Genomic DNA, 20,504 nt, shown 5'->3' with positions numbered 1-20,504 from the left:
CCACCCTTCGCGGGGTGGGCCGCCGTTTCGCGTATCAGCCGTGCAGGGCTCGCAGCGCCTTCTTGTCGATCTTGCCGACCGCGGTGATCGGCAGGGCGTCCGCCTGCCGGACCAGGTCGGGGAGCTTGTAGGTGGCCAGGCCGCGTTCGGTGAGGAAGGACTTGATCTCCCCGAGGGCGGGTAGCTCGCCGGTGACTACCAGGACCACGCAGGCCTTTTCGCCCAGCGAGGCGTCGGGCAGGCCGACCGCGGCGGCATGGCGGACGGCGGGGTGGGCGAGCAGGTGCTCCTCGAGCTCATCGCAGGAGATGTTCTCGCCACCGCGGTTGATCACGTCCTTGATCCGGCCGCTCACGACGAGGTGGCCGCTGGGCAGTCGGCGGACGAGGTCGCCGCTGCGGTAGAAGCCGTCGGGAGTGAAGGCGCGCGCGTTGTGCTCGGGCGCACGGTAATACCCGCGCAGCGTGTAGGGACCACGGGTGAGCAGTTCGCCCTCTTCGCCCTGGGCGACGTCGTTGCCGTCGGCGTCGACGACGCGCAGTTCGTCGGCGGGGGAGAGCGGGCGGCCCTGGGTGGTGTACACCAGCTCTTTGTCATCGTCGAGACGGGTGTAGTTGAGCAGCCCCTCGGCCATCCCGAACACCTGCTGCAGGGTGCAGCCCAGTGCGGGCTCGACATCGCGGGCGTTCACCTCGGCCAGTCGCGCGCCGCCCACCTGGAGCAAGCGCAACGAGCTCAGGTCGGCGTCTTCCCAATCCACGGCCGCACTCCACAATTGGGCCAGCGGCGGCACGACGCCGGTGACGCTCACCCGGTGCTTCTCGATCGCGGCGAAGGCGGCCTCGGGGCTGGGGTCGAGGGTGAAGGCGATGGCGCCGCCGGTCGCGACGGTGCCGAGGATGCCGGGGCAGGCCAGCGGAAAGTTGTGCGCCGCGGGCAGTGTCGTGAGGTAGACGTCGTCGGGGGTGAGCTCGCAGACCTGCGCGCTGGCGGTCGCGTTGTAGACGTAGTCGTCGTGGGTGCGCGCGATCAGCTTCGGCAAGCCGGTGGTGCCGCCGGAGACCAGCATCACCGCGATGTCGGACGGATCGATCTCGGGCAGCGAATCACCGTCGCGAGCAACCGAATCCAGCGCGACGAATCCGGATGCCGTGCCGTCCCCGTTGTCAGGATCTCCTGCTACCAGTACGTGGCGCAGGCTCGGCACCGCTTGCTGCACGGTGGTGGCCAGCTCGCGGTAGTCGAAGTCGCCGAGGTGGTCGGGGATGAGGTAGGCGACCGCTTCGGACAGCGCGGCCAGGTGCTCGATCTCGGCGCGGCGGTGCGCGGGCAGGGTGAGGACGGGGATGATCCCCGCGCGCAGCACACCGAACAGGGCCGTCGCGAACTCGGGGATGTTCGGCAGCTGCACGATCACGCGGTCACCGGGAGCGATGCCGAGGGCCAGCAAGCCGTGCGCCATCCGATCGGCGGCGGCATCGAGTTCGGCGTAGGTCTGCGCACCGGCGTCGCTGAGCACCGCGGGTCGCTGTGGCTGGGTCCGTGCGGTGTCGCGGAGGAGGTCGCCGAGCGTTCGCCCGGTCCAATAGCCCGCGGCCCGGTACTCCTGCGCGGCGGCTTCGGGAAAGGGGACGTAGCCCTCGTGGTGGCCGGTTGCCGATGTCGACGTCACGTACTGCCTCACTGAATTCTCGGCGGCTGGTGCCGCGGGTCCGACCGCATAGAATGCTGCATAGGTTAGGCAACCCTATCTCAATGGAGTAGGCTGCCGCCGGGCAGTACCGAATCCGTCCCGGCTGGGCGGCGAGCAAGGAGTGATCGGCAGATGGAGACAGCACCCGCAGGCGGCGCCGGGATCGACCGCGCCGAGATCCGTGCCGCGATCGCCCGCCATCTCGACATCACCCCCGAGGCCGTCGCCGAGGCCGACGACCTGATCCAGCTCGGCCTCGACTCCATCCGCACCATGAAGCTCGCGGGCGCCTGGCGCAAGCGCGGCATCGCCGTGAACTTCGCCCTGCTGGCCGCCCACCCCACGGTCGACGCCTGGCACGCCCTGCTCAACGGGGCGGACCCCGAGAACCTCGCGGCAAGTGGCGGCATGCCGGACGCCGTCGAACCGGCCACCGGGGAATCCGCCCGCGAGCTCGACACGTCCGCGAGCGAACCCCAGATCGTTCCCGACGACGGCACGCCGTTCGCGCTCGCGCCGATGCAGCACGCGTACTGGATCGGGCGCTCCGACGCGCAGGAACTCGGCGGTGTGGCGGCACATCTCTACGTCGAATTCGACGGCGCCGACGTGTATCCCGAGCGGCTCGAGCAGGCGGTCGAGCAACTGCTGTCTCGTCATCCCATGCTGCGCACCAGGTTCCTGCCCGACGGCACCCAGCAGACTCTCGACCGGCCCGGCCGCGCCGTGTTCGGCGTGACCGATCTGCGCGAGGCCTCCGCCGACGAAGCCGAGCAGCGGCTGGCGCAGTTGCGCAGCGCGCGGACGCATCAGCGGATGGCGGTGGAAGACGGCCAGGTGATCGATATCGCGCTGACGCGCCTCGCCGACGGCCGCACCCGCCTGCACCTCGATGTCGACATGCTCGCCGCCGACGCAATGAGCTACCGCATCCTCATCACCGACCTCGCCCGGCTCTACCACGGCGAACAGCTTCCGCCGCAGGACTACACCTTCCGCCAGTACCTGGCCGAGCACCGGCGCGACAGCGCCGCGACCCACGGTTCGGACAACGCCGCCGCACAGCAGCCCGGCGCGGCCGCGGGCCAGGGGCAGGGTGCGCGCGCCCTCGCCGACGAGCGGGCCCGCGACCGCGCCTGGTGGCAGGATCGCCTGAGCGAGCTGCCGGGTGCGCCGGAACTGCCGTCGGCCCAGCACATCTCGGATCCCAACCGCACGATCCGCCTGCACCGCTGGCTCTCCCCCCAGGCCAAAGCGCAGGTCTTCGACGCCGCCCACGCCCGCGGCATCACCCCGGCGATGGCCCTGGCCTCGGTGTTCGCCGAAACCATCGGCGGCTGGTCGGCCCAGCGCCGCTTCCTGCTGAATCTGCCACTGTTCCACCGTGAACCGGTGCACCCGCAGGTCGACGGTGTCGTCGGCGACTTCACCTCCTCGGTCCTGCTGGAAGTCGATGTCACCGCGCCCGCCACCGTCGCCGACCGTGCCCGCGCCCTGCAGCAACGCCTGCACGAGGCAGGCGCGCACTCCGCGTACTCCGGCCTGGAGGTCCTGCGCGACCTCGGCCGTCATCGCGGGGAACCGGTCCTGGCTCCCATCGTCTACACCAGTGCCCTCAACCTCGGCGAACTCTTCCCCGACACCGTCACCGACACCTTCGGCGACCCCGTCTGGATCATCTCCCAGGGCCCACAGGTCCTCCTCGACGCCCAGATCACCGAGGTCCGCGGCGGTCTGCTGCTGAACTGGGACATTCGCGAATCCGCCTTCCCCGCCGGCGTCGTCGACGCTATGTTCGCCCGCTACATCGAAGCGATCGAACGTCTCGGCGGCCGGCCTTCCGAACTCGCCGAGGCATCGGCCGATTCGTCGGAGTCCGGCGGTGCGCAGCCGACAGCAGTCGAGCCCGCTGGGGCCGAGGAGACCTCGCCGGTGGTGCCCGCGGACGCTGCCGCGGTGTCGGCCGGGCGTACGCGATTCGCCGGGGGAGCGGGGTGGCAGGCCGAGGCCGGTGTACGGATTCCGGTGGAGCAGGCCGCTACTCGGGCCCGTGTGAACGCCACCGCGGGGCCGGTGAGCGGCGGGCTGCTGCACACCGGGTTCTTCGCGAACGCGGCCACGAATCCGTCCGCGCCCGCCGTGCTGTGGGAGCCGACCGGGCAGCTGACCTATGGCGAGCTGGCCGCCGACGCGCTGGCGGTGGCCGGTGCGTTGCGGGAAGCCGGTGTGACGCCCGGTGATTCGGTCGCGGTACAGCTGCCGAAGGGCCCCGACCAGGTCGTCGCGGTGCTCGGGGTGCTCGCGGCGGGTGCGGTGTACGTGCCGATCGGGTTCGATCAGCCCGCCGCTCGTCGCGCCGAAATACTCAGCACCGCAGACGCTGTCGCCGTGCTCACGGTCGGCGGTGCGCGGATTCCCGACGCCCGCGCGATCGACCTCGCCGAGGCTCGCACGCACGCGGAACCGTTGGCGCGCCCCGTCTTCGGCGATCCGGAGAACACCGCCTACGTGCTGTTCACGTCCGGCTCCACCGGCAAGCCCAAGGGCGTCGAGGTGCCGCATCGCGCCGCGATGAACACGATCGACGACCTCAACGAGCGCTTCGACCTCGGCCCGGCCGACCGGGCGCTGGCCCTCTCGGCGCTCGAATTCGACCTCTCCGTCTACGACATCTTCGGTCTGCTCGCCGCAGGTGGCGCGGTGGTCACCGTCGACGACGCGCAGCGCACCGATCCCGCCGTATGGGTCGAACTCGCTCGCCGCCACCAGATTTCGCTGCTCAACTGTGTACCGAGCCTGCTCGACATGCTGCTCACCGCCGCCCCGGCGTCGCAGCTCGACCCGGGCACCGGATCCACTACCACCACGCCGTCCGGGCCCCTCACCTCACTTCGCGCGGTGATCCTCGGCGGTGACTGGGTTGACGTCGCCCTCCCCGCACGTCTGTCCGCAGTGGCCCCGAACAGTCGTTTCGCCGGTCTCGGCGGCGCCACCGAAACCGCGATCCACTCCACCATCTGCGAGGTCGTCGACGCGCGGGTTCCCGTCGAATGGACCGCCGTCCCCTACGGCACTCCGTTGCGCAACGTGCAGTGCCGCGTCGTCGGCCCGGCGGGCAACGACTGCCCCGATTGGGTCAGCGGCGAGCTGTGGATCGGTGGGGACGGTGTGGCCACGGGTTATCGCGGCGACCCGGATCGCACCGCCGACCGTTTCGTCACCCACGAGGGTCTGCGCTGGTACCGCACCGGCGACCTGGCCCGCTACCTGCCCGACGGCGGCCTGGAGTTCCTCGGCCGCGCCGACCACCAGGTGAAGATCCGGGGCTACCGGGTGGAGCTGGGTGAGGTGGAGAGCGCACTGCGCGCCGTGCCCGGTGTTCGCCACGCGGTCGCCGCGGTGGTCGGAACGGCCGCCCCGAAACTGGTCGCGCTGGTGGTGCCGACCCCGGGCACGGTCCTCGACGTCGACACGGTGCTCGCCGCGACCGCCGAGCTGGTCCCGGTCTACATGGTGCCGACCCGGCTCGAACTGCTGGCCGAGCTGCCGCTCACCTCGAACGCCAAGCCGGACCGCAAGGCCATCCGCGCGGTCCTCGACAAGGGCGAGGGCACCGAGGAATTCGTGGCGCCGCGCACCGATCTCGAGCGCGCGCTCGCCGCGGTCGTCGCCGAGGTGCTGGTCACCGACCAGATCGGTGTCACCGACGACTTCTTCGCCCTCGGCGGCGATTCGGTGCTCGCCACCACCGCGGTGGCCCGCATCCGCGAATGGCTCGATGCCCCCGACACCATCGTCGCCGACCTGTTCACCGCCCGCACCATCGAAGGTCTCGCGGCACGGATGTCGCGGCGGGAAGCGGAATCCGGTGCCGCCGGCAGGCTGGACGCGGTCGCCGGCATGTATCTGGAAGTCGCCGCGATGACCGACGACGAGATCCTCGCGCAGTCCTGATGCCGACACGTGACGCTGGGGCGAACCCCGCACCGGCCCTTGCCGATTCGCGCATTTCCCCAGCGTCGTTAGACTTTCACCAGTGAGCAAGTGGACTACCGCGAACCTGCCGGACCAGACCGGCCGCACGATTATCGTCACCGGTGCCAACAGCGGTCTGGGCGCCGCCACCGCGCGGGCGCTGTCCGAGGCGGGTGCGCGCGTGATCCTGGCCTGTCGCGATACCGCCAAGGCCGAGCGGGTGGCCGCGGGGCTGCGCGGTGCGACCGAAGTCCGTGAGCTCGACCTGGCGAACCTGAACTCGGTGCGCGCCTTCGCCGATTCGATCGAGCGCGTGGACGTGCTGATCAACAACGCCGGTGTCATGGCTCTGCCGTTGCGTCGTACCGCCGACGGTTTCGAAATGCAGTTCGGCACCAACCATCTCGGCCACTTCGCGCTCACCAACCTGTTGCTGGATCGCCTCACCGATCGGGTGGTGACGGTGTCGAGCGTCGCGCACCGTATCGGCAGGATCGATCTGGCCGATCCCAACTGGGAGCAGCGCCGCTACGACCGCTGGCTCGCGTACGGCCAGTCCAAGCTGGCCAATCTGATGTTCGCCTTCGAGTTGCAGCGCCGCCTGGCCGGTGAGGGCGCCGCGGTGATCTCGGTGGCCGCGCATCCCGGTTACGCCGCGACCGAACTCATGTCCCACACCGAGTCCATCCAGGACGCGATCATGTGGCTGGGTAACCGCACGCTCGCTCCCACTGCGCAAGAGGGTGCGCTGCCCACGCTGTTCGCCGCCACCGCCGATGTAACGCCCGGCGCGTTCTACGGCCCCGACGGCTTCCTCGGGCTGCGCGGCAACCCTGCCCTCGCGGGCAGTGCGCGCTCGGCGAAGGATCGCACGGTCGCCTCCGAACTGTGGGAGCTCTCCGAGAAGCTCTGCGGCCTGATCTGATTCGGTGATCGGCGTCACACGCGCCGATGTCACACCGTGCGCGGCTGCCTCGTCGTCTCTGTGAACCCCACGACGAAGGAGTCATCATGGAAGCGCGCTTCAACCTCTACGGCAACGCCATCACCGCGAGCTTCAGCAAGCGAATGGTCATGGCGGGCAAGGTCATCGACGATTCACCGCTGCCCAAGGCCACCTATGAACTGGTGAAGATCCGGGCTTCGCAGATCAACGGCTGCAGCTACTGCGTCGACATGCACACCAAGGACGCCGCCCACGCGGGCGAGACCGCGGTGCGGATCAACCTGGTCGCCGCCTGGCGGGAGACCAATGTCTTCACCGAGGCGGAGCGGGCCGCCCTCGCCCTCACCGAGGAAGCGACCCGCACCGCCGACGGCGGCCACGTCTCCGACGACACCTTCGCCCAGGTCCGCAAGCACTACGACGACGACCAGATCGCGGGTCTGATCGCCGCCATCGCGATGATCAACGCCTGGAACCGGCTCAACGCCATCGCCCACACCCCGGCCGGTGACTACGTCCCCGGTCAGTGGAGCTGATCAAGCGAACCGGTGCCCGTGCTCGGCCGCCCACTGCGCGAAGGTGCGCGCGGGTCGGCCGAGTACCTGTTCCACCGTCGGGTCGACCGTGTACGACTCAGGACTCGACTCGGCGTACCAGCCGATCACATAATCGGCGTCGGCCTGCGAGACCCCGGTCGCAATCAGCCGTTCGACCGCTTGCCGATGGGTGATCGTGGCGAAGGCGATCTCGCGGTCCGCCGCGTGCCCCAGAATCGCGAGCCGCTCCGGCGGTGTGAGCGCCTGGGGGCCGGTGAGGTTATACGCGCGGCCCGCGTGCCCGTCTTCCAGCAGTGCGACGGCGGCCACCGCGCCGATATCGGCTTCGTGCACCAGCGCGCTCGGATGGGCGTACGGCTCCCGCACCACGCCGTCGGTCCGGATCGGCTCGAGCCAGGTCAGCGTGTTCGACATGAACTCCTGCGGCTCGAGCCGCGTCCACTCCACGCCGGACTCCGCGATCGCCTGCTCGACCGGGCCGACCCCGCCACCCCAGACGACGGTGATGCGGCGCACGCCGGCGTCGATGGCCTTGCCGATCAGCTCGGCCCCCACGTCGGCGAGACCGTTGGTCACCGTCACATGCAATCGGTCGACGCCGTGCCACGCATCGTCGAGCGTCGACGGCACGTTGTGGGTCCCGGTGAACAGTTCCACCTCCGGGCCGAGGAGTGCGCGTGCGGCGTCGGCGTCGCGGGTCACCGCCCTGACCTTCTCGCCACGGCTGACGAGTTCCCGCACCACCTGGCGGCCGGTGTTGCCGGTCGCGCCCGTAACCAGTGTTGTCACAGTCGTTTTCCTTTCCTCGACCACCGACGCTAGAAGCTCGAGCAAGGTAGAGGTCAAGGGCTTCGCGCCGGTTCGGCGGAGGGGCGCGATGTGATGGTCCACACGTCGGGCAACCATGGCTCACCTTTCGGCGTTTTACCGGTGGTACAGTCCACGGCATGCAGCGCGCATATTTCTGGTTTAGCTATCCGGCCCTGGGTGGGCCGGTCTGCGACCCTGCGCGCTGACTTCCTCCACCTCGAGCCGGATAACGCCCGGCTCGACGGTAGCGATTTCCGTGGGTCGGCCTCTTAACGAAAAGGACCCACATCTCATGACCACCGCAGCCGATGTCGACTCGCGGCATTCTGATCTCGACGACCAGCGCACCCTCAGCGTGAGCCCTCTGCGCTCGCCCGCCGAGGTCCGCATGGTCCACCAGATCACCGACGCCCTCGCCGACACCGTCCGTTCGGGCCGCAAGGCCACCGTCGACGTGCTCAACGGCGACGACGACCGCCTCATGGTGATCGTCGGCCCGTGTTCGGTGCACGACCCCGCCGCCGCGCTGGAATACGCCCGCAAGCTGGCCGAGAAGGCCGCCGAGCTGAGCGACCGGCTGCACATCGTGATGCGCGTGTACTTCGAGAAGCCGCGCACCACGCTGGGCTGGAAGGGGCTGATCAACGATCCCCACCTGGACGGCTCGTTCGACGTGAACACCGGCCTCGGCATCGGCCGCAAGGTGCTCGTCGACATCACCGCCCTCGGCCTGCCGGTCGCGTGTGAGTTCCTCGACCCGATCACTCCGCAGTACATCGCCGACCTGGTCTCCTACGGCGCGATCGGTGCCCGCACCGCCGCCAGCCAGGTGCACCGGCAGCTGTCCTCGGCGCTGTCGATGCCGGTCGGCATCAAGAACGGCACCGACGGTGACGTGCAGGTCGCGGTCGACGGTGTGCGCGCCGCCGCCGCCAGCCACGTCTTCCCCGGCACCGACCTCGACGGCCGCTCCGCGCTGATCCGCACCTCGGGCAACCCCGACTGCCACGTCATCCTGCGCGGCGGCAGCAACGGCACCAACTTCGACGCCGCGTCCTGCGCCGAGGCCAAGCTGCGCCTGGAGAAGTCGTCGCTGGCCCAGCGCCTGGTCGTCGACGCCAGCCACGGCAACAGCAACAAGGACCACAACAAGCAGGTCGACGTCGTCACCGACATCGCCGACCGGATCGCCGCGGGCGAGCAGGGCGTGGTCGGCGTGATGCTGGAGTCGTTCCTCGTCGCGGGTCGCCAGGACCTGACCCTCGGCAAGGCCGCCGACCTGACCTACGGCCAGTCCATCACCGACGCGTGCATCGACTGGAACACCACCGCTACCCAGCTCGACCGTTTGGCCGACGCGGTGGCCACGCGCCGCGGGTAATACCGTCGACCGACAGTGCGGGCCTCGGATTCCGGGGCCCGCACTGCTGTGTCTACTGGTTCTGTACCGCGAGGCGTCCCGCGAGGGCGACGAAGGAGACACCGAACACCCGCCGCATCCACCGGACCACCACCGGTCGCGACAGCACATAGGTGCGCATCGCGGCGGCGACTGCCCCGTAGCCCGCGAACACCACGAACGTGGCCAGCATGAACAGTCCGCTGAGCTCGAGCATGCGGCCCAGCGCGTTCGGTGCGCCGGTCGGCACGAACTGCGGCAGGAACGCGAAGAAGAAGATCGTCAGCTTCGGGTTCAGGATATTGAGCAACACCGCCGAGGTGACGACCTGCCGCGCCGAGGGCTCCACCGCAGTGCGCTGCTCCGGAATCGCCAGTGCGCCCTTGTCCCGCAACGTATTCCACGCCATGTACAGCAGATACGCGACACCCAGGTACTTCAAGGTCTGGAACGCGACCGCGCTGGTGTTCAACAGCGCGGCCAGCCCCGTGACCGCCGCGATCATGTGCGGAACGATCCCCAACGTGCACCCGAAGGCAGCGATCACGCTCGCCCTCGTCCCTCGGGAAAGCCCCGCCGCCAGGGTGAACAGAACGCCGGTACCGGGCGTGGCGACGATGACGAGCGTGGTCAACGCGAACTCGATGCTCATCTCCCGCAGGGTAACCAGCGATCGCGGATCGGGAAATACCTTTCCGGCAGACTGGTCGGTGATGAAGCTTCCCGAACTGCCTGACCTTCCGGTGCGACCGGCGCTGGACCGGATCACGTCGACGCTGGCCGAGCGCGGTGTCGCGGTGCTGGTCGCGCCGCCCGGCACCGGCAAGACCACATTGGTGCCGTTGGCGCTGGCGGCCGGGTCGGCGGGGAAGATCGTGGTGGCCGAGCCGCGACGGTTGGCGGCACGGGCGGCCGCGGCGCGGATGGCGGCATTGCTGGGGGAGCGGGTGGGAGAGACCGTGGGGTACGCGGTCCGCGGGGATCGGAAGGTCGGCGCGCGGACGCGGATCGAAGTGGTGACCTCGGGGTTGTTGGTGCGACGGTTGCAGAGCGACCCGGAGTTGGTGGGGGTCGCCACGGTGGTGCTCGACGAATGTCACGAGCGGCATCTGGACGCCGATCTGCTGTTGGCGCTGCTGCTCGACGCGCGGTCGGGGTTGCGGCCGGATCTGCGGGTGCTGGCAACGTCGGCGACAGTGGCCGCGGATCGTCTGGCACAGCTGCTCGGCACCGGGGAGACCGGGCCCGGAGATTCGCGTGCCCCGGTTCTGGAAGTACACGGGCGGACCTATCCGGTCGAGGTGGACTACCTGCCCGTCCTGCCCCGCGAGCGGATCGAAGCGCAGGTCGCGCGGGCTACCCGCACGGCGCTGGCCACCATCGACGGAGATGTGCTCGTCTTCCTGCCCGGTGTCGGCGAGATCAACCGCACGGCAGGGCTCTTGCGCGAGCTCGACGGGGTCGACGTAGTCCCGCTGCACGGCAGACTCGCGGGCGCGGCCCAGGACCTCGCGCTCCGGCCGGGAGCGCGGCGGCGAGTGGTCTTGTCCACTGCCGTAGCCGAATCCAGCCTCACCGTTCCCGGCGTGCGGGCTGTCGTCGATTCGGGCCTGTCCCGCGTCTCCCGTGTCGATCACCGGCGCGGCCTTTCCGGTCTTGCGACAGTGCGTGTCTCGGCTGCCGTGGCCGAGCAGCGCGCGGGCCGCGCCGGCCGCGAAGCACCCGGCCACGCGTGGCGTTGCTGGCCCGAATACGAACACCAAACCCTGCCCGCCTATCCCGAACCCGAGATCCGGACCGCCGAACTCACCCGTCTCGCACTGGAATTGGCCTGCTGGGGCACCCCCGACGGCGCCGGCCTCGCCTGGTGGGACGCCCCGCCCGAAGGTGGCCTCGCGGCCGCCCGCGCCGTCCTGCGCGCCCTCGGCGCCCTCGATGATGCCGACCACATCACTGCGCGCGGCAAGGCCATGGCCGAGCTCGGCCTTCACCCCCGCCTCGCCCGCGCGCTCCTCGACGGCGCCGCCCGAGTCGGTGCGAAAGCCGCCGCGGAAATGGTCGTGCTGATGGACGACGACTCCCTCGCCGACACCGCCGACGCGGCGGCAGCCCTGCGTACCCTCCGCAGGGGACGCCCACCCCGCTGGACCCGCGAAGTTCAGCGCCTGACTCGACTCGTCACGAACACGTCATCCGGCGACGAGACCCGCCAACCGCTTGCCGGCGGCACACAGGCTGACGGCTCGCGTGGGGCAGGTCGGCGCGCGGGGTCGAGCTCCGGCGGGGCGCGGGTCGATGCCTCGTCAGAGGTATCGAACTCGGGCTCGGTGGCCGATCGACCGGGTGATGGTGACTCCGGAACGGAGGTCGCGGCGCTGTTGATCGCGCTGGCGCAGCCGGAGCGGTTGGCTCGACGGCGGGCGAGCGGGTCGTCCACCTTTCTCATGGCGGGCGGTACCGCGGTGACGCTGCCGCCGGGGTCGGGGCTGGCGGCGGCGGAGTGGCTGGCGGTGGCGGTGGCCGATCGTGATCCCGGGCGGGCCGAAGGCCGAATCCGGCTGGCGGCCGTCGCCGATGAGGATCTCGCTCGGGAAGCCGCGCCGGGGTTGGTGGTCGTGGCCGATGAGGTGCGGTGGGACGGCGGTGATGTGGTGGCCCGGCGGGTGGAGCGATTGGGCGCGATCATCCTGTCGGAGAAGCCAATACGTCAGCCCGAGCAGGCGCTGGTGGAACAGGCTGTGCGGCAGGGGATTCAGGCCGAAGGATTGGGCCTGCTGCGCTGGAGCGAGGACGCGCGCGGTCTGCGTCAGCGTCTCGACTTCCTGCACCGCGCCCTCGGCGCGCCGTGGCCCGCCGTCGACGACGGCGCACTCCTCGCCGACCTCGACGTCTGGCTCGGCCCCGAATTGTCCACCGCCCGCCGCCGTGCCGACCTCGCCCGCCTCGACGCGGGCACCGCGCTGCGCCGCCTGCTCCCGTGGCCCGCCGCCACCCGCCTGGACGAACTGGCCCCCGAACGCCTGGAAGTCCCCTCCGGCAGCCGCGTTCGTCTCGACTACTCCGCGGATCAGCCGATCCTCGCGGTCAAGGTCCAGGAGATCTTCGGCTGGACCGACCCGCCCACCCTCGCCGACGGCCGAGCCCCCATCCTGCTGCACCTGCTGTCCCCAGCTCAGCGCCCCGTCGCCGTCACCGCCGACCTGGCCTCCTTCTGGAAAAACGGCTGGCCACAGGTCCGCGCCGACCTTCGCGGCCGCTACCCCAAACACGCTTGGCCCGAAGACCCCACCACGATCTCCGCTCACCGGGGAACGGCTCGCCGAGTCACCGACCGCTCGAACTGACCGTTCACCACAGGGCTCGGGCGGTTGGTAGCCGGCGGCGTTCGGTGAGTTGCGCGGTGGGCAGGGTGTCGGCGAACCGGTCGAACCGCGCGTTATCGGCCGTCGGCACCGGCCTCGGTGGGCCACCCGTCGACCGGCACGGCGGGGTCGGTGGGCAGGCGCGCCGCGACCCATTCGTCGACCCGCGCTCCGCGCTGCACCCCGCCCGATCGAGCCATCCCCTCGTAGTGGAAGCCGTTGCGGCGGACGGCGGCGGCCGAGGCGACGTTGCCCACGATCGCGCGCCACGTGATCCGGTCGAGGGCGAGACCGTCGGCGTCGAAACCGAAGTCGCAGACCAGGTTGATCGTCCGCGACATCAGCCCGCGGCCACGGTGCGCTGGGGTGAGCCAGAAGCCGATCTCACAGGTGCCGGGCCCGCGCGTATGCAGGCCGACCATGCCCTCGACCCGGCCGTCCTCGGCGGTGCGGATCGCCCAGACCGGCGCGTTGTCCGCCCAGCCGGGGGCCACGACCCGGTCGAGGAATTCCTCGGTATCGCAGCGGTGATACGGGACGGGGACCGTGGTCCAGCGCTGCACATCAGGGTCCTGACAGCACTCGACGATGCGGTCGATATCGGCCCCGGTCGGGCGGGTGAGCCAGACGGTTCCGTCGGTGAGCGTGTGCTCGTACATCCGGCCATCCTGACAGTCGACGCCGAGAATCTCGCCGGATTTTCACGGCCCGCCCGCGTCGAGCCGGTCGGCGACCCGCCGCACCTCACCGGCAGGTGCGACGCGCGCGATGAAGCCGGGCACGAACTTCCCACCGGGGAAATCGTGTGCGAAATCACCGGCGCCGACCCGTGGGGCGGAGCGCGAGTGGGTACTCCGTAGGATCTGACTCGATGTTTTCCCCGTTTCTCGCCGACCTGTTCGAATCGCATCGACCGCACTTGCTTTCGGTCGCCTACCGGCTCACCGGAAGTGTCGGCGATGCCGAGGACGCGGTGCAGGAGAGCTGGCTGCGGATGGCCGGCGTGCACCAGTCCGAGATCGACGATCTGCGCGCCTGGCTGACGACCGTGGTCAGCCGAATCTGCCTCGACCACTTGCGAAGCGCCGCCGTGCGCCGCGAAACCTACGTGGGGCAGTGGCTTCCGGAACCGATCGTCTCGGCGGCCTCGTCGTCACGCACTCCCGATCCCCTGGACGTGGTGGTGCGCGATCAGGACAGCCGGATGGCGGCGATGGTGGTGCTCGACGCGTTGACGCCGCAGCAGCGGGTGGCGCTGGTGCTCCACGAGGGATTGTCGGTGCCCTTCGACGAGATCGCCGAGATCCTCGGCGTCTCCGCCGATGCCGCAAGACAATTGGCGGTCCGCGCGCGCCGGGCGGTGGCCAGAGCGCCGGAACCGGTCGCCGACGATGTGCACGATCAGGCGGTGCGGCGGTTCCTCGCCGCACTGGCCACCGGTGATGTCGCCGCGGTAGCCGCCACGCTGCATCCGGACACGACATTCACCGCCGACGCGGGCGGCACCACCAAGACCGCGCTGAATATCGTTGCCGGACAGGAGAAGGTCGCCCGACTGGCGCTCGGCCTCTGGCGCAGGCATCAGGAAGAATCCGGGCTGGAATTGGGCGCCGCCACGGTGAACGGGCAATCGGGGCTGGTGATCACCGACCCGAACTCGCCGTTCGGACGACCCGTGCGCGTCCTCGCCTTCGCAGTGCGAGACGGAAAGATCTGGGCGACTTACGATTTCGCCAACGTGGCGAAACTGTCGGGCGCCCGCCTCCGCTGACCCCACAGCACCGTCGAGGCCCTGCGAGGTCAGCGGTTCACTTCACAGCGCTGAGCTGATCGGCGTAGCGATGCGGACCAGCGTGCATCGCGGACGTTCTACGGGTAGGTGGAGCCCCAGTTGTGATCGCCGGTCGACGATCCGAGGTTGAAGTCCCCCGTCGAGGAACCCATGTTGTTGTCCGGCGTCGCCGAACCGGTGAACCAATCGACGATCGGACTGGCGACGAGGTGATCGTGGATGAATTGCCACGCCGAACCGGCTACCTCCGACGCAGCCGGTTGCAGGATGAAGTCGAGCAGAGGTGAGGCCATGCGAGCCCCTTTCGATATACCACCACGCAGTGGTGTGTGAGGTAGAACACGGCGAGGCTAGCTGAGGTTGGGGAAACGCACAATAGCGCAGGTCAAAGCAGGAAAACGTTTGTGAAACATACGTGTTCGCTATCGCTGGGCAACGTCGCCGAATAGTGGGATACGCTGCGGAGATGCCGCCTGTGCCGCCCACCGTCGCCCGCCTGCGCCCCTTCGGATCGACCATCTTCGCCGAGATGACCGAACTGGCCGTCCGCCACGACGCGGTGAATCTGGGCCAGGGCTTTCCCGATACCGACGGACCCGCCGGCATGCTCGAGGTGGCGCGCGCGGCCATCGCCGACGGCCTCAATCAGTACCCGCCCGGCCGCGGGATGCCGGTGCTGCGGCAGGCGATCGCCGACGACCGAGCGCGCCGCTTCGGCACCGCCTACGACCCGGCCACCGAGATTCTGGTGACCGTCGGCGCGACCGAGGCGATCAGCGCCGCCGTGCTCGGTCTGGTCGAGCCCGATCAAGAGGTGGTGCTGATCGAGCCGTACTACGACTCCTACGCCGCCGCGATCGCGCTCGCGGGCGCGCGGCGACGAACAGCTCGCCTGGTGCCCGACGGCGACCGATTCGTGCTCGACCTGGACAGTCTGCGGGCCGCGTTCACCTCGAAAACCCGCATGTTGATGATCAATTCGCCGCACAATCCCACCGGCGCCGTGCTCGACCGCGCCGACCTCACCGCGATCGCAGAGTTGGCTGTCGAGCACGATCTGCTCGTGCTGGCCGACGAGGTGTACGAGCACCTCGTCTACGACGGCACCGAGCACATCAGCATCTCCACGCTGCCCGGGATGCGTGAGCGGACGGTGGTGGTGTCCAGCGCGGCGAAGACGTTCAATGTCACGGGGTGGAAGATCGGGTGGGCGTGCGCGCCCGCGCCGCTGCTCGACGGTGTGCTCGCGGCCAAACAGTTCCTCACCTTCGTCGGCGGCGGGCCGTTCCAGCCCGCCGTCGCGTACGCGATCAACGAGGAATCGGACTGGGTGCTCGCCCAGCGTGCCGGGTTGGCGGACAAGCGAACGCGGCTTTCGCGGGCGTTGCGCGACACCGGTTTCACGGTCTCGGCCAGCGACGGCGGCTACTTCGTCTGCGCCGACATCCGAGCGCTCGGCGCCGACGATGGACTGGCGTTCTGCCGCGAACTCCCGGCCCGGCTCGGCGTCGCCGCCGTGCCGGTGAGCGTCTTCGCCGATCGCCCGGCGGACTGGAAACACCTGGTGCGCTTCACCTTCAGCAAGCGCGACGAGACGATCGACGAAGGCATCCGCCGGCTCCGCGCCGACACCACGGTGCCCTGACCCGGTGCCGTCGATGAGCCGCTCCACCGGGAAACGACCGGCCGACGGGACGGGTCAGTCGCGCGCGTGGCGGGCCAGCGGTGCGTGCCACCGATAGCGGCGGGCCAGCAGCCGGAACCCCACCGCCGCCGCTGCGGCGAGGAGCCCGGTCCAGGCTCGGTACAGGTCGAACGAGAGCAGCGCGGCGGTCGCGGCCGCGCCGAACAGGGCCGGAATCGCGTAGAGGTCCTGGTCCGGGCGTAGGACGGTGGGCACCTCGCCACTGAGCACATCGCGGATCACGCCGCCACCGATGGCGGTCGTCATGCCGAGCAGGGCGGCGGTGGGGGCGCCGAGCCCGGCCGAGTCGGCGATCACGGTCCCGGTGACGCAGAACAGCCCGAGCCCGATCGCGTCGGCGATCTCGAGCGGTCCCTTGGTGAGCCGGCGCGAGGGCGCGATGAAGTACAGGACCAGCGCGGTGACTATCGACGCGGACAGATAGGTCAGGTCGGTGAACGCGGCCGGGGGAGTCCGCCCGATCAGCAGGTCACGCACGATGCCGCCGCCGAGCGCGGTCGCACACGCCAGCACCACCATCCCGAACAGATCGAGCCGCTTGCGCACCGCGACCAGCGCACCCGACGCGGCGAAGGAGATCACCCCCATCATCTCGCCGCCCCGATGCACCGCGTTCACGGCCGAGTCCAGCTCGCTGACCGAAGGCCCGGCCAACGCCGTCACCAGCACACCAACGCTCACCACGCAATCCTTCCGCCTCGCTGCTCCGAAGCAGCGTGACACGCAGGCGCTCGGCGACGGCGACCGGCCCACCCGCTGGTGGCGATCCGATTTCGCGTGGGGATGCGGCGGCGGCACGCACCTCAGGCGGGGGTGGGGCGGGCCTTGTCGGTGGCGAGCAGGACGGCGATGGTGCCGAGAGCGGTGCCCATGAGGTAGCGCTGGGTGCGCAGCCAGAGGGGGCGGGCGGTGAGGAAGGTGGCCAGGCCCGCGGCGCCGAGCACGATCATGGCGTTGACCGTGAGGGCGACCGTGATCTGGATGGCGCCCAGCGACAGGCTCTGCAACCAGAGGGCGCCGCGAGCGGGGTCGACGAACTGGGGGATCAGCGCCATGTACATGATCGCGATCTTCGGATTGAGCAGGTTGGTGGCCAACCCCATCGTGAACAGGCGCCGTGCGGGGTCGTGCGGCAGGTCGGCGGGCGCGAACACCGACACCCCACCCGGCCGGATCGCCTGCCAGGCCAGCCACAGCAGATACGCCGCCCCCGCCAGCTTCACCACCAGATACAACCCGGGAACAACAGCGAACACCGCCGTGATCCCCGCCGCGGCCGCCATCAGGTACACACCGAAGCCCGCCGCGACCCCCATCAGCGAGATCATCCCCGCCCGGCGACCCTGCGCGACGGTGCGCGAGACCAGATACATCATGTTCGGTCCCGGCGTCAGCACCATGCCGAGCGCCGCCGCCGCGACCCCGAGAACCGCCGTTGTCTGAAGCATGCACCGAGTTTGCCCCGGTCAGCGATGCTGTGTCGCGGTCCAGTCGGCACCTGCTGGACCCGTCTCACCGCTCGCGCGCAATCGCCGTACCGACCATGTCGGACCGGGTCCGTACAATCGAACGAGCCGCCCATCAGGGCACGGCACACCAACTCAGAGCATCAAGGCCGAACGCAACCCCGCACAGGGCGAGTCTTACGAGCCCGTTCGGGGCCGCCCCCTCGATCAGCGCTCGAAGCGCATGCGCCGCAGGCGCGAGTCTCGAGTGCTGAATCGAGGGGATACAGGCGCCCCGAACCCGCGGCCCCGGCCGCAAAGGAGTCCAGTGACCGACGGTCCGCTGATCGTGCAAAGTGACAAGACTCTGCTGCTCGAGGTCGACCACGAGCTGGCAGGTAACGCCCGGCAGGCCATCGCGCCGTTCGCGGAGCTGGAACGCGCACCCGAGCATGTGCACACCTACCGGATCACGCCGCTGGCGCTCTGGAACGCCCGCGCGGCGGGCCACGATGCCGAGCAGGTCGTCGACGCGCTGGTGAACTTCTCGCGGTACGCCGTGCCCCAGCCGCTGCTGGTCGACATCGTCGACACGATGGGCCGCTACGGCCGGTTGCAGCTGGTCAAACATCCCGCGCACGGGTTGTGCCTGGTCAGCCTGGATCGCGCGGTCCTCGCGGAAGTGCTGCGGCACAAGAAGATCGCACCCATGCTCGGCGCCCGCATCGACGACGACACCGTGATCGTGCACCCGTCCGAGCGCGGCCACATCAAGCAGATGCTGCTGAAGATCGGCTGGCCCGCGGAGGACCTGGCCGGTTATGTGGACGGCGAGGCGCACGACATCGGCCTCGACTACACCGAGGGCAAGTGGCACCTGCGCGACTACCAGGAGATGGCCGCCGATTCGTTCTGGGCGGGCGGTTCCGGCGTGGTCGTGCTGCCGTGCGGCGCGGGCAAGACGATGGTCGGCGCGGCCGCGATGGCCAAAGCCAAGGCGACGACGCTGATCCTGGTCACCAATACCGTGGCGGGCAGGCAGTGGCGGCGCGAGCTGCTGGCGCGGACCACGCTCACCGAGGAGGAGATCGGCGAATACTCCGGCGAGCGCAAGGAGATCCGTCCGGTCACCATCGCCACCTACCAGGTCATCACGCGCAAGTCGAAAGGCGAGTACAAGCACCTCGAGCTGTTCGACAGCCGCGACTGGGGCCTGGTGATCTACGACGAGGTGCACCTGCTGCCCGCGCCGGTCTTCCGGATGACCGCCGACCTCCAGTCGCGCCGCAGGCTCGGTCTCACCGCCACGCTCGTGCGTGAGGACGGTCGCGAGGGCGATGTGTTCTCGCTGATCGGCCCGAAGCGCTACGACGCGCCGTGGAAGGACATCGAGGCGCAGGGCTGGATCGCACCGGCCGACTGCGTCGAGGTGCGGGTGACGCTCACCGACGCGGAGCGGATGGCCTACGCCACCGCCGAGCCCGAGGAACGCTACAAGCTGTGTTCCACCGCGCGCACCAAGATCCCGGTGGTCGAGTCCATCCTGGCCCGGCACCAGGGTGCGCCGACCCTGGTGATCGGCGCCTACCTGGATCAGCTCGACGAGCTGGGCGTCGACCTGAACGCCCCGGTCATCACCGGCGCCACCAAGAACAGGGAACGCGAGGCGCTGTTCGACGCCTTCCGCTCCGGTGAGATCCCCGTGCTGGTGGTGAGCAAGGTCGCCAACTTCTCCATCGATCTGCCGGAAGCCTCGGTGGCGGTGCAGGTTTCGGGCACCTTCGGTTCCCGGCAGGAAGAGGCCCAGCGCCTCGGCCGGCTGTTGCGGCCGAAACAGGATGGGGGACAGGCGCATTTCTATTCGGTGGTAGCGCGCGACACGCTCGACGCCGAATACGCCGCGCACCGGCAGCGCTTCCTGGCCGAACAGGGCTATGCCTACCGCATCGTCGACGCCGACGACCTGCTCGGCCCGCCGATCGGGGACGGCGTGTAGCACTGTTCGCCAGGTCAAAGGGGGGTAGCGTGCGGTGTGTGATCCCCTCGGCAGATAAGTGGAGGCAATTCCTCCGCAACTTGTGCTAGGAAGGAAGGCGTGCGCCGCTTCGAATTCGTGGTCGACCGTGAACACGCTCATGCGGTGAACGAGACGTTCACCGGATTACGCAGGTTGCGCCTGGTGGCCCTGCTGGTCGCCGGTCTCGCCGTCGCGGCCACGGTGGCGCTGGTGTGGAGCGGACAGGCGTGGGGATTTCTGCTCGCGGTGGTGTGCGTGCTCATCGCGGGCATCGCGCTGTGGGTGGCGTTGTGGACGCCGCATCGCTCCAGCATCGAAAAGCTCTACCACGACGGTGTGCTCGTCCCCGCCGTCGTCAGCGATGCCGAACCGGGCGCCATCGTGTTGCTCGCCCTGGTCGATATCGCCGAACCCGCTGCGCCGGAGCGCAGTTGGGCCCTGATCACCCGCAAGGTGCGCACGCTGCCCGGACACGCGCCGCGGCCGGGTGAACGGGTGCCCGCCGTCGCGGTGCGCACCGACCGTGCTCCGCGCCAGGTCGGCGAACGCTGGCAGCTGGTCACCGCCATGCCGATCGCCTGGGGCACGCGCGACGACGCGGTGATCGAGCGGGCGTGCGACGCCATCAACGAGGTCGAATGGCGGCTGCTCACACAGAACCTGGCGCTGGCATCGCGGGTGAAACGCACCGCGACCAAGCGCCTGCTGCTCGACCCACAGCACCTGCCCTCCGACCTGGGCTAGCCGCGCACCTGCGACGATGGTTCGGTTCGTGCGATCCGGTCGACGAAAGGTGTCCGCGA

Annotated in this window: 16 protein-coding genes; 9 read left to right on the top strand and 7 right to left on the bottom strand. The window is 69.8% G+C overall.

Annotation, left to right across the window (positions count from 1 at the left end):
- Positions 1-34: 34 nt before the first annotated feature.
- Complete coding sequence (locus tag ACFQ9R_RS12350) at positions 35-1,672, bottom strand: (2,3-dihydroxybenzoyl)adenylate synthase (protein ID WP_378990534.1); 1,638 nt, start codon at positions 1,670-1,672, stop codon at positions 35-37.
- Positions 1,673-1,825: 153 nt separating this feature from the next.
- Here ACFQ9R_RS12350 and ACFQ9R_RS12345 point away from each other — a divergent pair, with 153 nt between their 5' ends.
- The 3 genes from ACFQ9R_RS12345 to ACFQ9R_RS12335 all read left to right on the top strand — a co-directional run bounded on the left by ACFQ9R_RS12345 (position 1,826) and on the right by ACFQ9R_RS12335 (position 7,150).
- Positions 1,826-5,647 carry an amino acid adenylation domain-containing protein gene (locus ACFQ9R_RS12345; RefSeq protein ID WP_378990533.1) on the top strand — a complete coding sequence of 1,274 codons (3,822 nt, stop codon included), beginning with the start codon at positions 1,826-1,828 and terminating at the stop codon, positions 5,645-5,647.
- 82 nt (positions 5,648-5,729) lie between these two features.
- A complete protein-coding gene (locus tag ACFQ9R_RS12340; RefSeq protein WP_378990532.1) occupies positions 5,730-6,593 on the top strand; it encodes an oxidoreductase in 864 nt (287 codons plus the stop codon).
- Between the two features lie 86 nt (positions 6,594-6,679).
- Positions 6,680-7,150 carry a carboxymuconolactone decarboxylase family protein gene (locus ACFQ9R_RS12335; protein ID WP_378990531.1) on the top strand — a complete coding sequence of 157 codons (471 nt, stop codon included), beginning with the start codon at positions 6,680-6,682 and terminating at the stop codon, positions 7,148-7,150.
- Here ACFQ9R_RS12335 and ACFQ9R_RS12330 read toward each other — a convergent pair whose 3' ends face one another.
- The gene (locus tag ACFQ9R_RS12330) at positions 7,151-7,960 is read right to left on the bottom strand and encodes an NAD(P)H-binding protein (protein WP_378990530.1); all 810 of its coding nucleotides are present in this window, start codon (positions 7,958-7,960) and stop codon (positions 7,151-7,153) included.
- Between the two features lie 313 nt (positions 7,961-8,273).
- Between ACFQ9R_RS12330 and ACFQ9R_RS12325 the strand changes: the two genes are divergently transcribed.
- A complete protein-coding gene (locus tag ACFQ9R_RS12325) occupies positions 8,274-9,362 on the top strand; it encodes a 3-deoxy-7-phosphoheptulonate synthase (protein WP_378990529.1) in 1,089 nt (362 codons plus the stop codon).
- 52 nt (positions 9,363-9,414) lie between these two features.
- Here ACFQ9R_RS12325 and ACFQ9R_RS12320 read toward each other — a convergent pair whose 3' ends face one another.
- A complete protein-coding gene (locus ACFQ9R_RS12320) occupies positions 9,415-10,032 on the bottom strand; it encodes a LysE family translocator (protein WP_378990528.1) in 618 nt (205 codons plus the stop codon).
- Between the two features lie 61 nt (positions 10,033-10,093).
- On the opposite strand from ACFQ9R_RS12320, the gene ACFQ9R_RS12315 reads away from it, so the two are divergent.
- On the top strand, positions 10,094-12,724 hold the full coding sequence (locus ACFQ9R_RS12315) for an ATP-dependent RNA helicase (RefSeq protein ID WP_378990527.1): 2,631 nt from the start codon (positions 10,094-10,096) through the stop codon (positions 12,722-12,724).
- 92 nt (positions 12,725-12,816) lie between these two features.
- Here ACFQ9R_RS12315 and ACFQ9R_RS12310 read toward each other — a convergent pair whose 3' ends face one another.
- A complete protein-coding gene (locus ACFQ9R_RS12310; RefSeq protein WP_378990525.1) occupies positions 12,817-13,401 on the bottom strand; it encodes a GNAT family N-acetyltransferase in 585 nt (194 codons plus the stop codon).
- 212 nt (positions 13,402-13,613) lie between these two features.
- On the opposite strand from ACFQ9R_RS12310, the gene sigJ reads away from it, so the two are divergent.
- Positions 13,614-14,513 carry an RNA polymerase sigma factor SigJ gene (gene sigJ, locus ACFQ9R_RS12305; protein ID WP_378990523.1) on the top strand — a complete coding sequence of 300 codons (900 nt, stop codon included), beginning with the start codon at positions 13,614-13,616 and terminating at the stop codon, positions 14,511-14,513.
- Between the two features lie 98 nt (positions 14,514-14,611).
- Here sigJ and ACFQ9R_RS12300 read toward each other — a convergent pair whose 3' ends face one another.
- Positions 14,612-14,827 carry a hypothetical protein gene (locus ACFQ9R_RS12300; RefSeq protein ID WP_378990522.1) on the bottom strand — a complete coding sequence of 72 codons (216 nt, stop codon included), beginning with the start codon at positions 14,825-14,827 and terminating at the stop codon, positions 14,612-14,614.
- 173 nt (positions 14,828-15,000) lie between these two features.
- Between ACFQ9R_RS12300 and ACFQ9R_RS12295 the strand changes: the two genes are divergently transcribed.
- Positions 15,001-16,179 carry a pyridoxal phosphate-dependent aminotransferase gene (locus tag ACFQ9R_RS12295; RefSeq protein ID WP_378990520.1) on the top strand — a complete coding sequence of 393 codons (1,179 nt, stop codon included), beginning with the start codon at positions 15,001-15,003 and terminating at the stop codon, positions 16,177-16,179.
- A 54-nt stretch (positions 16,180-16,233) separates the two neighbouring features.
- Here the strand turns inward: ACFQ9R_RS12295 and ACFQ9R_RS12290 are convergent, their stop codons facing one another.
- Together ACFQ9R_RS12290 and ACFQ9R_RS12285 are read right to left on the bottom strand one after the other, a co-directional pair.
- Complete coding sequence (locus ACFQ9R_RS12290; RefSeq protein WP_378990795.1) at positions 16,234-16,830, bottom strand: trimeric intracellular cation channel family protein; 597 nt, start codon at positions 16,828-16,830, stop codon at positions 16,234-16,236.
- A 212-nt stretch (positions 16,831-17,042) separates the two neighbouring features.
- Complete coding sequence (locus ACFQ9R_RS12285) at positions 17,043-17,687, bottom strand: LysE family translocator (protein ID WP_378990519.1); 645 nt, start codon at positions 17,685-17,687, stop codon at positions 17,043-17,045.
- Positions 17,688-18,012: 325 nt separating this feature from the next.
- Here ACFQ9R_RS12285 and ACFQ9R_RS12280 point away from each other — a divergent pair, with 325 nt between their 5' ends.
- Together ACFQ9R_RS12280 and ACFQ9R_RS12275 are read left to right on the top strand one after the other, a co-directional pair.
- Complete coding sequence (locus tag ACFQ9R_RS12280; protein ID WP_378990517.1) at positions 18,013-19,680, top strand: DNA repair helicase XPB; 1,668 nt, start codon at positions 18,013-18,015, stop codon at positions 19,678-19,680.
- 99 nt (positions 19,681-19,779) lie between these two features.
- Entirely contained in the window at positions 19,780-20,445 is a 666-nt protein-coding gene (locus tag ACFQ9R_RS12275) for a DUF3239 domain-containing protein (protein WP_378990516.1), read from the top strand.
- Positions 20,446-20,504: the final 59 nt, after the last annotated feature.

This window comes from Nocardia sp. NPDC056541 (assembly GCF_042794235.1).
Taxonomy (GTDB): Bacteria; Actinomycetota; Actinomycetes; order Mycobacteriales; family Mycobacteriaceae; genus Nocardia.
This window is presented reverse-complemented; position numbering and strand designations above follow the sequence as displayed.